The organism is Nonomuraea sp. NPDC047529 (assembly GCF_040642995.1).
GTDB lineage: Bacteria > Actinomycetota > Actinomycetes > Streptosporangiales > Streptosporangiaceae > Nonomuraea.
In genome coordinates this window covers 363,423-376,139 of the sequence record NZ_JBEYTJ010000002.1, presented here as the reverse complement: position 1 = coordinate 376,139, position 12,717 = coordinate 363,423, and the positions used below count along the sequence as shown (strand labels likewise).

Below are 12,717 nucleotides of genomic sequence, written 5' to 3'. Positions count from 1 at the left end.
GGCCGGCGGGCCTTTTATTTATTAACAAAAACCACCTCCCCCCCCCCCAGCCCGCGGGGGCCCCGGCCACCCCGCCCCCCGCCTCTGGCGTGACTAGCTGCAACCCTCGGCCGGGGGCGCGGTCTCCGACAGCTTCAAGCCCTGGATGCCGCCGAACCACTTCTCCAGCAGCTGCTTCATGGTGCCGTTGTCCCACAGCTTCTTCACCGCGGTGTTGACGGCCTCACACGTCTTGCTGTCGCCCTTCTTCAGGCCGATGCCGTACTTCTCGTCCGTGAAGCCCTGGCCGAGCACCTTGAAGTTGCCGCCGGCCTGCTTGGCGAAGCCCGCCAGGATCAGGTCGTCGGTGGTGACGGCGTCGAGGTTGCTGCCCGACAGCTTCTGCACGCACTCGGAGTAGGTGGCGGCGTCGACGGTTGTGGCGTCGATGTCGAGCTTGCCGTCCGGGGGCGGGTCGGTGACACGCTTGTAGGAGTTGGAGCCGGCCGCCTTGCAGATCTTCTTGCCCTTGAGATCCTGAGGGGTGTTGATCGCGGTGTCGTCCTTGCGGACCATGATGTCCTGGTGCGCGATCACGTACGGGCCGCCGAAGGACACCTTGCCCTTGCGCTCCTCGGTGATGGAGTACGTGGCGAAGATGATGTCGACGGTGCCGTTCTGGAGGAAGGGCTCGCGGTTGGAGGAGGCCGACTCCTTCCACTCGATCGTGGCGTCCTTGCCGCCGTTCATCTCCTTCAGCACGGCCTTGGCGACGTCGACGTCGAAGCCCTCGGGCTCCGACCCCTTCTTCAAGCCCAGGCTCGGCTGGTCCCACTTCGTGCCGACCACGACCTTGCCGCCGTCCTGGACCTTCTCCAGGACGCTGGCGTAGGTCTTGTCCCCGCCGCAGGCGGCGAGCGCGGCGAGCATGCCCGCTGCCGTGACCACCGCTCCCAAACGACGCATGTGCATGTATACCTGCCTCAAAATCTCAGTGCGTGAGGATCTTCGAAAGGAAATCACGCGCGCGGTCGGTCTGCGCGTTGGTGAAGAACTCGTCGGGGGTGTTCTCCTCCACGATCTGCCCGTCCGCCATGAAGACCACCCGGTTGGCGGCCCGGCGGGCGAATCCCATCTCATGCGTGACGACCATCATCGTCATGCCGTCACGTGCCAGCCCGATCATCACGTCGAGCACCTCCTGGACCATTTCCGGGTCCAGCGCCGAGGTGGGCTCGTCGAAGAGGATCATCTTCGGGTCCATGGCCAGCGCACGTGCGATCGCGACCCGCTGCTGCTGGCCGCCGGAGAGCTGGGCCGGGTACTTGTCCGCCTGCGCGGCGATGCCCACCCGTTCCAGCAGTTCCATGGCCCGCGTGTCGGCCGCCTGGCGATCCTTGCGGCGCACCTTGATCGGCCCGAGCGTGACGTTCTCACGGATGGTCTTGTGCGCGAACAGGTTGAAGGACTGGAACACCATGCCGACCTCGGACCGCAGCCGGGCCAGCGACCTGCCCTCCTCGGGCAGCACCTGGCCGTCGAACACGATCCTGCCGTCGTCGATCGTCTCCAGGCGGTTGATCGTCCGGCACAGCGTGGACTTTCCACCGCCCGAAGGCCCGATGACCACCAGAACCTCGCCACGAGAGACGGTCAAGTTGATGTCCTTCAGGACGTGCAACGCCCCGAAGCGCTTGTTGACGCCCTCCAACTGAACGAGTGGAGTGGCGTCGCCGTTCTCCGTCATGGACCAAAACGGTAGAGGTCATTAAGACGCTGGTCACTAACCAGGTGGTACCGATCCGGTCACATCGAGCCGTCAAGCTGGTGTTTTAGACGGGGGCGGCTGCCGCGAGCCGGACAACGACTACCCTTGAACCTGCCATGACTGTGACCCAGGAGAGCGCCCGCACGTATGAAGTGCGCACATACGGGTGCCAGATGAACGTGCACGACTCCGAGCGCCTTTCCGGCCTGCTTGAGGACGCCGGTTACGTGCCGGCCCCCGAGGGGGGAACGGCCGACGTCGTCGTGTTCAACACGTGCGCCGTGCGGGAGAACGCCGACAACCGCCTCTACGGAAACCTCGGCCACCTGCGGCCGGCCAAGATGAGCAACCCGCGCATGCAGATCGCGGTGGGCGGCTGCCTGGCCCAGAAGGACCAGGGCGACATCGTCCGTAAAGCGCCCTGGGTCGACGTCGTCTTCGGCACCCACAACATCGGATCTCTGCCGGTGCTGCTGGAGCGGGCCCGCGTGGCCGGCGAGGCCCAGGTCGAGCTGAAGGAATCGCTGGAGGTCTTCCCCTCCACGCTGCCCACCAAGCGCGAGTCGGCCTACGCGGCGTGGGTCGCGATCTCGGTCGGCTGCAACAACACCTGCACGTTCTGCATCGTGCCGTCGCTGCGCGGCAAGGAGAAGGACCGCCGTCCCGGCGACGTCCTGTCCGAGGTGCGCACGCTCGTCGGCCAGGGCGTCCTGGAGGTGACGCTGCTCGGCCAGAACGTCAACACCTACGGCGTCGAGTTCGGCGACCGGCTGGCCTTCGGCAAGCTCCTGCGCGCCTGCGGCGACGTCGAGGGCCTGGAGCGGGTGCGCTTCACCTCGCCCCACCCGGCCGCCTTCACCGACGACGTCATCGCCGCCATGGCCGAGACGCCCAACGTCATGCACCAGCTCCACATGCCGCTGCAGTCGGGCTCCGACCGGGTGCTGCGGGCCATGCGCCGCTCCTACCGGGCCGAGCGCTACCTCGGCATCATCGAGCGCGTGCGCGCCGCCATGCCCGACGCGGCCATCTCGACCGACATCATCGTCGGCTTCCCCGGCGAGACCGAGGACGACTTCCAGGCCACCCTCGACGTCGTCCGCCAGAGCCGCTTCGCCAACGCCTTCACCTTCCAGTACTCCATCCGTCCGGGCACCCCGGCGGCCACGATGGAGGACCAGATCCCCAAGGAGGTCGTCCAGGAGCGTTACGAGCGCCTGGTCGCCCTTCAGGAGGAGATCTCCTGGGAGGAGAACAAGAAGCAGGTCGGCCGCACGCTGGAGGTGCTGGTCGCCGAGGGTGAGGGCCGCAAGGACGACGCCACGCGCCGCCTGTCCGGCCGTGCCGCCGACAACCGGCTCGTGCACTTCGCGGTGGGCGAGGAGACCCCCAGGCCCGGTGACATGGTCACGGTCGAGGTCACCTACGCCGCCCCCCACCACCTGGTCGCCGACGGCGCGGTCCGCGCGCTGCGGCGTACGCGGGCCGGCGACGCCTGGGAGGCCCGCCAGGGCGCCCCGGCCAAGGGGCCGGGCGTGCTGCTCGGCATGCCGTCCGTCGGCCGTCCGGCGACCCCCGCCCCGGCCGCCGGGGCCTGCTCGGCCCACTGACGCATTTCGTTCATGCACCCCGCCGCCCCTTCCGGACGGCGGGGTGTTCTGCGTGGGTCAGCGGGTGAGACGGTCGAGGAAGCTGTAGCACGGCTGCCGTCGGAAGTCGTCGAACGTGGCGCACGGGTCGTGCCCCCCGGCCCGTACGGACGGAGGCGGCGGCGGGGGCGGCGCCTGACGGTCCGGCTCGGGCACCGACCGTTCCCGCGGCGGGGCCTGCGGGGACGCGTGCGGCGCCGGACGGCGTACGGTGGCCCGCCGGGACGGCCGCGGCGGCGCGACGAGCGGCGGATGCGTGGGAAGCGCCTTGGGCGAGAGCGGCGACGACAGCTCGCCCTTCAGCGGCGGGACGGACACGTCGACCTTCACCGCCGGGGCCGACGGCTCGCCCTTGTCCGGCGTCGCCGTCGTGGGCCGGCCGGGCGCCGGCACGGCCTCCATCCAGCCCGGCGACCACGGGCCCGCCGAGGGGATGGGCGGCGCGGGGGAAGGCTCGGCCACCGGGGAGACCGCGATCTGCGAAGGAAAATACGATCTTGGGATAAGCGGTGTTTCCTGATCGAATTCACGGTGGCTTTGCGGGCGTGATTCCGGAGAACTGGTGAATGCGAGGAATATCCCGAGGCCGGCCGTGACGAGTACCCCGGCCGCTCCGGCCGCGGCACCCCACCGGGGACGGCCACCTGGGCAAACAGATCTTTGGGGGGACAAGTCGTGATTCCTTTGTGATGGGTGTGCGAGCATTCCGCTGATGCGGCTAGTGTGGTCCATCACCCGCGGAAGCCGGCGAGCTTTCCCCGATACGACCGCAGGGAGCTGCACCACCATGCATGATCCGACCGAACCGGATCGTCGGGAGATCCTCTCCGGGCCGGGCTCGTCCCCGAGGCCCCCGGGCAAGAGCAGGAAGACCGTCATCATCGCCGCCTCGGCCCTCGTCGGCGTGCTCGCCGCGGGCGGCGCCGGCTACCTGCTGGCGGCCAAGCCCGGCCAGAGCACCCAGCAGGAGCAGGGCGCCGGCCGGCCGTCCCCGGCCGAGAGCCCCGGCGACGAGGTGTTCGAGGCCGACGAGGAAGCCACCATGGGCGACGCCACCACCGACGCCCCCGACGACGGCCTGCCCACCGACGGTTCCGACGACTCCGCCATGGGCGACGCGGTCACGGACACGGGCGGCGGCACCGACGCCGCCGACAAGGGATCGACCGGCTCCGACGGCACCAGGCAGACGGGCACCGGCAAGAAGCCCGGCACGCCGTCCACCAAGCCGCCCACCAAGGCGCCCCAACCCGACGGCGACAACCCCGCCGACGGCCCCGCGGGCGAGCTCAGCGGCCAGTGCGCCCAGAGCGGCTGCTGAGAGCGTCGTCAGTGGCACCGTAAGTGGCGCCGCAAGTGGCTCGCCCTTTCCGGCCGGCAATGGACCTGCTGGGGAGCCGGCCGGGCTCGTAGGGTTCCGGGCATGACGACTGACAGAGCGGCCACGTCGGCGGCCGCGTTGCGACGGCTGCACGTGCCCGGCGACCCGCTGATCCTGCCCAACGTCTGGGACGCCGCCTCGGCGCGCGCCGTCCAGGAGGCGGGGTTCCCGGTGGTGGCCACCGGCAGCGCGGCCGTCTCCCGGGTGCTGGGCTACGCCGACGGCGAGAGCACGCCGGTCGGCGAGATGATGGCCGCCGTCGCCCGCATCGTGAGGGCCGTGGACGTGCCCGTGACCGCCGACGTCGAACGCGGTTACGGGCTCGCGCCGGGCGAGCTGGCCGAGCGGCTGGCCGAGGCCGGGGCGGTGGGCTGCAACGTGGAGGACTCCGACCCGCGTACCAAGGAGCTGGTGCACGCCGGGGCGCAGGCGGACTACCTGGCCGCGATGCGGGCGGCCGCCGGCGACGCCCTCGTGATCAACGCGCGGGTGGACACGTACGTGCTCGGCCTGGGCGACCGGGCGGCGGCGGTGGAGCGCGGGCGGCGCTACCTGGAGGCGGGGGCCGACTGCGTTTACCCGATCATGCTGGAGGACGAGGGCGAGATCGCGGCCCTGGTCGCCGAGGTGGGCGGGCCGGTGAACATCCTGTTCCGGCCCAAGGCGCCGTCGTACGCGCGGCTGGCGGAGCTGGGGGTGGCCAGGATCAGCTTCGGCGGCGGCCTGCACCAGGCGACCCACACCTACGCACAGCGCCTGTTCACCGCGATCGCCCAAGGCTACGACCCCTACACGAACTGACCGGCGGGCCGGGGTAGGGCATGCCGATCGGGCAGATTGTCCGGCCGGGCCCCTGGTGGTGGGCGGGCTGATCGGCGGGCTGGGGGCGCATGGGCCCTGGGCGGGCTGGGCGGTGGCGTCGAATGAGGGGCGCGTACGCTTGCGCTCGTGCTTGTCGCCGCGGCCGTCTGCCCGCAAACCCCGCTGATCGTGACCGGGCTCCCCGAGCTGCGCGCGGCCTGTCGCGCCGCGGTCGCCGCGCTCCGGGCCGCCCGTCCCGACGTGCTGGTCGTGGTGGGCGGGGCCGAGACGACCCGCTCGTACGACGGCGGCGCGGCGGGCAGCCTGCGGCCCTGGGGGTTCGAGGTCACGGTGGGCGAGGGCCGGCCCGTGCTGCCGCTGTCCCTGACCGTCGGCCGCGGGCTCCTGAACGACGCCGAAGAGGCTCCCGACCACGACGGTGACGGGGTGCCCGCCACAGCGGTGGCCTACGACGCCGCTCCGGAGGAGTGCCGGGCGATCGGCGCCGAGCTGGCCGCCCCCGGCAGGGTCGCGCTGCTGGTCATGGCCGACGGCTCGGCCTGCCTGACCCCCCGGGCGCCGGGCCGGTACGACGAGGCGGCCGGGCCGTACAACGCCCTGATCGCCGACGCGGTCGGCAGGGCGGACGCGGCGGCGCTGGCCGCGCTCGACCCCGTGGAGGCCGACCGGCTGTGGGTGACCGGCCGCGCGGCCCTCCAGGTGCTGGCCGGCGCGGCCGAGGGCACGTCGCTGACGGGCAGGCTGCTCATGGAGTCCTCGCCCTACGGCGTCGGCTACTTCGCGGGCGTGTGGAGCTGACGGGACAGCCTCCGAGCCGCGTCACGTCGTGGAGGTGTGGGGTCGGCGGCGGGGGACCGGGATGCGCATCAGGTCGCGGGCGGTGATCACCTCGCCGTCGAAGCTGCGCCGCACCTCCTCCACGAAGGCCGGCTCCTCGGCGAACCCGTAGCGCTCGGAGAAGTGCGTGAGCACCAGCCTGCGCACGCCCGCGTCCGCCGCCACCACGCCCGCCTCGAACGCCGTCAGGTGCCCGTACTCCTTGGCGAGCGCGCCCTCGGCGGACAGGAACGTCGACTCGATCACCAGCAGGTCGGCCCCCGAGGCCAGCTCGAACACGGCGTCGCACAGCCGGGTGTCCATGACGAACGCCGCGCTCTGCCCCGGCCTGGGCTCGCTGCAATCGGCGAGCGTGACGCCCCGGACCGAGCCGGTGCGCTGGAGCTCGCCGACCTCGGGGCCGCGGATGCCGTGGCGGGCCAGCCGGTCGGGCAGCATGCGGCGGCCGGGCGGCTCCTGGATGCGGTAGCCGTAGGACTCGACGGGATGGGACAGACGGCGGGCGATCAGCGGGCCCACCCCGGCCAGCGCGCCGGAGACCGGATGCTCCTCGATCACCGTGGTGTCGGCGAACGCGGCGGCGTGCCGCAGCCTGCGCCAGTAGGTCTGACCGGCGGCGGGAAAGACCGCGCGCACCGGATGGCGCACCCGGTCGCGGGCGATGCGCTGCACGACGCCGGGCACGCCCAGGCAGTGGTCGCCGTGGAAGTGGGTCACGCACAGCCAGTGGACGTCGTTCGCGCTCAGCCCGGCGTGCAGCATCTGCCGCTGCGTGCCCTCGCCGGGGTCGAAAAGGAAGCCTTGCCCGTCCCAGCGCAGAAGGTACCCGTTGTGGTTACGGTGTCGGGTGGGCACCGCACTGGAGGTGCCCAGCACCACGAGTTCACGTGAGGACATGATGACCACGGTCGCGTTCGCCGAGGTGCCGACGCCGGTCGGCCCGTTCGTCCTGGCCGTCACCGAGCGGGGGCTGGTCGCGTCGGGGTGGGGTTCCCCCGCTGGACTGGCCGGCAGGCTCGGCCTGGCTGAGGTTCATGATGCGGATCGTACGGCCTCCGCGGTCGCCGAGCTGCATGCTTATTTCGCCGGCGAGCTGCGCTCGTTCAGCACGCCCGTGGACTGGCGGCTGATGACGGGCTCGCGGTTGCAGGTGCTCCAGGCCCTGCACCGCGTCCCGTACGGCACCGCCGTCACCTACGGCGAGCTGGCCCGGCGAGCCGGGTCGAGCGTGCCCGCCCGCGGCATCGGTTCGATCATGGGCTCCAACCCGATCCCCATCATCGTGCCCTGCCACCGGGTGGTCGCGGGCAACGGGCTGGGCGGGTTCAGCGGCGGCGTGGGCGTGGAGACCAAGCGCTGGCTGCTGACGCACGAGGGATACCTCCAGCCGACACTCCTCGACCTGTAGATGGTCCGTCCACACCCGGACAGTTGACACACTGGTCGGTGTGCGCCAGCAGCCAGTCATCGCCGTCGTGGGCCCCACGGCGGCCGGGAAGTCCGACCTCGCCGTCGACATCGCGCTCCGGCTCGGGGGCGAGTGCGTCAACGCCGACTCCATGCAGCTCTACCGCGGCATGGACATCGGCACGGCCAAGCTCACCCCCGCCGAGCAGCGCGGCGTCCCGCACCACCTGCTGGACATCTGGGACGTCACGGTCACGGCCAGCGTCGCCGAGTACCAGCGGCTGGCCAGGGAGCTGTTCGCGAAGATCGACGTCCCGGTGCTGGTGGGCGGCAGCGGCCTCTACGTCCGCGCGGCCCTCGACGACCTGGAGTTCCCCGGCACCGACCCGGTGATCAGGGCCCGGCTGGAGGCGGAGCTGGCCGAGCGCGGCCCGGCCCCCCTGTACGAGCGGCTGCGCGAGCTCGACCCGCCCGCCGCCGAGGCGATCCTGCCGAGCAACGGCCGCCGCGTCGTGCGCGCGCTGGAGGTGATCGAGCACTCCGGCCGGCCGTTCTCGGCCACCATGCCGTCCTACGACGCCGTCTATCCGAGCGTGCAGCTCGGCCTGGAAGTGCCGCGGCCCGAGCTCGACGAGCGCATCGAGCTGCGGGTCGAGCGCATGTGGGCCGCGGGCCTGGTCGAGGAGGTCCGCGCGCTGCTCGGGCAGGGCCTGGCCGAGGGGCGCACGGCGGGCCGCGCGCTCGGTTACGCCCAGGTCATCCGGTTCCTGGAGGGGGAGTGGACCGAGGAGCAGGCGTTCGCCGAGACGGTCAGGGCCACCAGGCGCTTCGCCCGCCGTCAGGAGTCGTGGTTCCGCCGCGACCCCCGGGTGCGCTGGCTCCCGTACGACGCTCCCGACCTGCTTGAACGATCCCTGGCGCACATCGCCGACCCGGGTGCGGCATAAACTCAGGCAATGCGGTTTCTCAAGGGGCACGGCACCGAGAACGATTTCGTCATCCTGCCCGATCCCGACGACGGCGTGGAAGTGACGGCCGCGCTCGTGGCCAAGATCTGTGACCGGCGGGCCGGGATCGGCGCCGACGGCGTGCTCCGGGTCGCCAGGACCAAGCAGCACGCCGAGGTGGCCGAGCAGGCTGCGGTGGCCGACTGGTTCATGGACTATCGCAACGCCGACGGCAGCGTCGCGGAGATGTGCGGCAACGGCGTACGCGTCTTCGCCCGTTACCTGGTGGACGCGGGGCTGGTGGAGGGGACGGAGTTCTCCCTGGCCACCAGGGGCGGCCCGCGCCGGGTCCGGGTCGAGCCCAACGGCGACATCACTGTCGACATGGGCAAGCCCGTCGTGCTGGGGGAGAGCGTGGCCGGCGTCGGCGGCCACGAGTACCCCGGTATCCGCGTGGACATGGGCAACCCCCACCTGGCCTGCGCGATCGGCGACCCGGTCGTCCAGCTCGACCTCAGCCACCAGCCGGGCTTCGACACCGGGGTCTTCCCCTCGGGCGTCAACATCGAGCTGTTCAACCCGGTCGGCGTCAGCCGTGTGGTGATGCGGGTCTACGAGCGCGGCTCGGGCGAGACGCGTTCCTGCGGCACGGGCGCCGTGGCCACCGCCGTGGCCGCCGCCCACCTGTCCGGCGACACCACCGGCACCTGGACCGTCGAGGTCGTCGGCGGCTCGCTGACCGTCATCCTCGACGAGGACACGAGCTACCTGTCCGGTCCGGCGGTGATCCTGGCGAGCGGCGAGCTGATGCTTGCAGAATGATGTTCTCCTGAGGGATGCTGGGTCCACTTTCCGAACCGAGAAGGGGTTGAGGATGGCGGACCCACGTACCACGGCGGTTCAGGTCAAGGCGCCCATCGGCCAGTACGGCGGCGGCTTCATGGTCTCCCGCGAGGCCAAGGCCATCTGCGAGGAACACGGACTCGGACCGCGCGAGCTGTACTTCCGCGGGCGGTGCGGGGTGCTCGGCGAGTGCCACGCCGACGTGGTCACCTCGGTGGCGGTCTTCTTCCCCGCCGCCCACGTGGAGGAGAGCTGGAACGGCGGCAGGAAGATGCACGTCGAGCGGGCCGTCGAGCTCTACACCGAGGCGTGCAGGCAGTGGGGGCGGCGCAAGCTGGGCGGCCACGACGGCTGCGCCAGGATCGCCGAGCTGCTCGAACCCGTCGTCGCGCAGGCCTCGCCGGTGGGGGCGCCGCTGTTCGCCGGCTGGCGGGCGGTGCCGCTGCCGGACGACCCGCCCGCGCGCGCCGTCCAGCTCATGCACGTCCTGCGTGAGCTGCGCGGCGGCCTGCACACCGACGCGGTGCTCGCGGCCGGCCTGCACCCCCTGGAGGCGACGCTCGCCGCCACCCACGACACGACCCCCTTCGGCTACGCCGACGGCGTGACGATCGCCCGGTTCTTCACCTGGCCCGAGCCCTACGCGACCCCCGGCCCCGAGGTCGTGGCGCGGCGGGCCCGGGTCGAGGAGACCACCGACGACCTGATGGCACCGTTCTTCGCGGTGCTGCGCGACAACGAGTCGGACGAGCTGATCGAGCTTCTGCGTTTTGGGCACGCTCGTTGACCTGGCAGACTGACTGCCCATGGACGTGGACATCTGGGCCTGGGTCGGCGAAACCCAGCAGCAGCTTTCCGAGGCGGGCAACGTTGGCCTCGCCATGGCGCTGGGAGACCTTCCCGCACAGGCCTACGAGGGCCGGTATCCGCAGCTCGACGTGATGGCCCCGGCCATCGCCCAGCAGGCCGAGTCGCTTGAGCTGCCCTGGCTGGAGTTCTACGCCCGCTACTGGCACCTCATGGGCCGTATCGGCGACCGGGCCCAGGGCGCGGTGGCCATCGACGACGCGCGGCAGCTGCTCACGTTCGCCCAGCGCGAAGACGTGCGCGACTGCCCGGCCACCCCGGCCGCCGTCGAGGCGATGGCCGTCGTGTGGGCCAACACCGACGGCCCCGGCTACGCCGCCGAGCGGCTGGAGACGGTGGGCGCCTTCCTGGAGGGCATGAGCCCGGAGCGGCCCGCCTTCTGCGGCCTGGTGACCCAGTACGTCGCGGCGCTCGTCGACGCGGGCAAGGCCGGCGAGGCCGTCACCTACGCCGAGTCCGCCGTCGAGCGGCTGCGCACGGCCGGGCGCGAGGCGAGCTGGGAGCTCGGCGCCGAGGGCGCCCGCGCGCTGCTGGCCGCCGGCCGGGCCGACGACGCGCTGGCCGCCCTGCAGGCCGCCGCCGACCTCGCCCCCGACGACCCGCCCGCCAAGGCCCACCGCGAGGGCGTGCGCCGCGCGCTCATCCTGGCCGAGCTCGGCCGCACGGCCGAGGCCGTCGACGCGCTGCCCGACCTCGACGTGGTCGGCGAGCACCCGCGCGTCTTCGTCGAGTGGTCGCGCGCGGTCGCCAAGCTGGCCGGGTCCTCCCAGATCACCAACACCTGGCAGCTCGGCCGGGTGCTGCGCCAGTGGATCGACTACTTCGGCATGATGGGCGGCTACCGCGCCCGCGTCGAGCTCGCGCTGGTCGCGGGCGACCTGGCCGTCGCCAGGAAGGGCGTGTGGCAGGCCCGGCTGCTCGCCGACCTGGCCGAGTCCGGCGCGGCCGAGCTGCGCGAGACGAGTGGCCTGGGCGAGCGCGTCGCCGCGCTGCGCGGCGCCGCCGACGCCACCTCCGAGCCGGAGGCCCCCGGCCCCCTGTCGGAGCGGGTCGGGCTGTTCGACGCCGCCGACGGTTTCAACGCCGACCCCGAGAAGTGGGTGGGCTGGCTCGCGCCGCTGTCCGGCTCCGACCTGGAGGCCACCCGCCGCCACACCACCACGCTCGGCTTCCTCGGCTTCCCCTCGGCGGGCGCCGACATCTACTGGAAGCTGCTGGTCGACTCGGGCGACACCGCCTCCGCCGACCCCGACGACGTGGCCTACCTGACCACCCTGCTCATCGAGGCCCGCCAGGACGAGCGGCTGGAGCAGCTGGCCGCGCTGCTGCCGCACGCCGCCCAGCACCTCGCGCTGGCCCGCCTGCACAGCGCCCGCGAGCGCTGGCCGGAGACGCTCGACGCCGCCGAGCACGCGGTCGCGGCCGGGGCCGGCATCGAGGCCAGGCGCCTGCTGTCCGGCGCCGCCCAGCAGCTCGACCACAACGACAGGGCCGCCGGCGTGCTGCTGGAGGTGCTCGACGAGCTGACCGACGAGGACATCTGGCGCATGATCGTCATGGCCACCTCGGCGGAGGACTGGGACACCGTGCGCAAGGGCGCGGCCAAGATCGGCATGCCGATCAAGTCCAAGGAGGGCCCGATCGAGGAGGAGATGGGCCTGATCCGGCTCATCCTCCCGGCGCCCGACGGCGGCCAGCGCCAGGTGCTGTCCATCCGCACCGGCCCGGCCACCGCCCGGCTGGCGCTGCCGCAGCCGCGCGGCATGGACTACAACGCGGGCGACCTGGTCGTGTTCGACCCGCAGCTGCTGGAGCCCGTCCCCGAGGACCCGCAGGAGCAGCAGAACTTCGTACCGCCGTTCGCGGCCGTGCGCATCCTGCGGCCCGGCGGCTACACCAGCTACTTCTTCGACGGCGCCGCGCCGAGCGAGGAGGACTGGGCGGAGTTCACCGAGGTCATGGCCGAGCGCGGCTGGCCGATGTGGGTCTACAGCGACGAGAACTACACCGTCACCCACCCGACCAGCGGCGAGCCGCTGCCGGGCGTGTTCGGCTGGGTCGCGGTGCCGCCGGACGTGTCGGCCTCCGAGGTCGACGCCCTGCTCGACGACGCCACCGAGCGCTGGGTGCACCCGCTGGCCTGGCTCGACCTGGCCCGCGAGATCGACGTCGAGATCGAGCGGCACGAGCGCATCGTCAAGGAATACGGGCTCTGAC

General features: G+C 72.1%; 13 protein-coding genes. 9 read left to right on the top strand and 4 right to left on the bottom strand.

Going from position 1 to position 12,717, the window contains the following annotated elements; translation table 11 throughout:
• Positions 1-93: 93 nt before the first annotated feature.
• Together ABZ815_RS05355 and ABZ815_RS05350 are read right to left on the bottom strand one after the other, a co-directional pair.
• Positions 94-945, bottom strand: coding sequence for a glutamate ABC transporter substrate-binding protein (locus ABZ815_RS05355; protein WP_357694234.1), 852 nt, complete (start codon positions 943-945; stop codon positions 94-96).
• Between the two features lie 25 nt (positions 946-970).
• On the bottom strand, positions 971-1,726 hold the full coding sequence (locus tag ABZ815_RS05350; RefSeq protein WP_357694232.1) for an amino acid ABC transporter ATP-binding protein: 756 nt from the start codon (positions 1,724-1,726) through the stop codon (positions 971-973).
• A 137-nt stretch (positions 1,727-1,863) separates the two neighbouring features.
• Here ABZ815_RS05350 and miaB point away from each other — a divergent pair, with 137 nt between their 5' ends.
• Positions 1,864-3,357, top strand: coding sequence for a tRNA (N6-isopentenyl adenosine(37)-C2)-methylthiotransferase MiaB (gene miaB / locus ABZ815_RS05345; protein WP_357694230.1), 1,494 nt, complete (start codon positions 1,864-1,866; stop codon positions 3,355-3,357).
• Positions 3,358-3,414: 57 nt separating this feature from the next.
• Here miaB and ABZ815_RS05340 read toward each other — a convergent pair whose 3' ends face one another.
• Entirely contained in the window at positions 3,415-3,858 is a 444-nt protein-coding gene (locus tag ABZ815_RS05340) for a hypothetical protein (protein WP_357694228.1), read from the bottom strand.
• Between the two features lie 325 nt (positions 3,859-4,183).
• On the opposite strand from ABZ815_RS05340, the gene ABZ815_RS05335 reads away from it, so the two are divergent.
• From ABZ815_RS05335 to ABZ815_RS05325, 3 genes are all read left to right on the top strand, one after another.
• Positions 4,184-4,717 (top strand): hypothetical protein, encoded by a 534-nt coding sequence (locus ABZ815_RS05335; protein ID WP_357694227.1) that lies wholly within the window; start codon positions 4,184-4,186, stop codon positions 4,715-4,717.
• A gap of 102 nt (positions 4,718-4,819) precedes the next feature.
• A complete protein-coding gene (locus tag ABZ815_RS05330; protein ID WP_357694225.1) occupies positions 4,820-5,578 on the top strand; it encodes an isocitrate lyase/phosphoenolpyruvate mutase family protein in 759 nt (252 codons plus the stop codon).
• Between the two features lie 147 nt (positions 5,579-5,725).
• Positions 5,726-6,397 carry a hypothetical protein gene (locus tag ABZ815_RS05325; RefSeq protein WP_357694223.1) on the top strand — a complete coding sequence of 224 codons (672 nt, stop codon included), beginning with the start codon at positions 5,726-5,728 and terminating at the stop codon, positions 6,395-6,397.
• Between the two features lie 21 nt (positions 6,398-6,418).
• Here the strand turns inward: ABZ815_RS05325 and ABZ815_RS05320 are convergent, their stop codons facing one another.
• Positions 6,419-7,333 (bottom strand): ribonuclease Z, encoded by a 915-nt coding sequence (locus tag ABZ815_RS05320; RefSeq protein WP_357694221.1) that lies wholly within the window; start codon positions 7,331-7,333, stop codon positions 6,419-6,421.
• Here ABZ815_RS05320 and ABZ815_RS05315 point away from each other — a divergent pair.
• Genes ABZ815_RS05315 through ABZ815_RS05295 form a run of 5 tightly spaced genes read left to right on the top strand, consistent with a single transcriptional unit; the run spans position 7,332 to position 12,716 of the window.
• Positions 7,332-7,844 carry a methylated-DNA--[protein]-cysteine S-methyltransferase gene (locus tag ABZ815_RS05315; protein WP_357694219.1) on the top strand — a complete coding sequence of 171 codons (513 nt, stop codon included), beginning with the start codon at positions 7,332-7,334 and terminating at the stop codon, positions 7,842-7,844. The two genes, ABZ815_RS05320 and ABZ815_RS05315, sit on opposite strands and share 2 nt — an antisense overlap.
• A gap of 40 nt (positions 7,845-7,884) precedes the next feature.
• The gene (gene miaA / locus ABZ815_RS05310; protein WP_357694217.1) at positions 7,885-8,790 is read left to right on the top strand and encodes a tRNA (adenosine(37)-N6)-dimethylallyltransferase MiaA; all 906 of its coding nucleotides are present in this window, start codon (positions 7,885-7,887) and stop codon (positions 8,788-8,790) included.
• A 9-nt stretch (positions 8,791-8,799) separates the two neighbouring features.
• Complete coding sequence (gene dapF, locus ABZ815_RS05305; RefSeq protein WP_357694215.1) at positions 8,800-9,612, top strand: diaminopimelate epimerase; 813 nt, start codon at positions 8,800-8,802, stop codon at positions 9,610-9,612.
• 52 nt (positions 9,613-9,664) lie between these two features.
• On the top strand, positions 9,665-10,420 hold the full coding sequence (locus ABZ815_RS05300) for a hypothetical protein (protein WP_357694213.1): 756 nt from the start codon (positions 9,665-9,667) through the stop codon (positions 10,418-10,420).
• A gap of 19 nt (positions 10,421-10,439) precedes the next feature.
• Complete coding sequence (locus tag ABZ815_RS05295) at positions 10,440-12,716, top strand: tetratricopeptide repeat protein (RefSeq protein WP_357694211.1); 2,277 nt, start codon at positions 10,440-10,442, stop codon at positions 12,714-12,716.
• Position 12,717 lies beyond the last annotated feature (1 nt).

Bases quoted from the DNA above. Each gene is read 5' to 3' on its own strand.
- miaB (WP_357694230.1), top strand. From the start codon at position 1,864: ATGACTGTGACCCAGGAGAGCGCCCGCACGTATGAAGTGCGCACATAC.
- ABZ815_RS05335 (WP_357694227.1), top strand. From the start codon at position 4,184: ATGCATGATCCGACCGAACCGGATCGTCGGGAGATCCTCTCCGGGCCG.
- ABZ815_RS05320 (WP_357694221.1), bottom strand. From the start codon at position 7,333: ATGTCCTCACGTGAACTCGTGGTGCTGGGCACCTCCAGTGCGGTGCCC.
- ABZ815_RS05330 (WP_357694225.1), top strand. From the start codon at position 4,820: ATGACGACTGACAGAGCGGCCACGTCGGCGGCCGCGTTGCGACGGCTG.
- ABZ815_RS05350 (WP_357694232.1), bottom strand. From the start codon at position 1,726: ATGACGGAGAACGGCGACGCCACTCCACTCGTTCAGTTGGAGGGCGTC.
- ABZ815_RS05315 (WP_357694219.1), top strand. From the start codon at position 7,332: ATGATGACCACGGTCGCGTTCGCCGAGGTGCCGACGCCGGTCGGCCCG.
- ABZ815_RS05300 (WP_357694213.1), top strand. From the start codon at position 9,665: ATGGCGGACCCACGTACCACGGCGGTTCAGGTCAAGGCGCCCATCGGC.
- ABZ815_RS05355 (WP_357694234.1), bottom strand. From the start codon at position 945: ATGCGTCGTTTGGGAGCGGTGGTCACGGCAGCGGGCATGCTCGCCGCG.
- ABZ815_RS05295 (WP_357694211.1), top strand. From the start codon at position 10,440: ATGGACGTGGACATCTGGGCCTGGGTCGGCGAAACCCAGCAGCAGCTT.
- dapF (WP_357694215.1), top strand. From the start codon at position 8,800: ATGCGGTTTCTCAAGGGGCACGGCACCGAGAACGATTTCGTCATCCTG.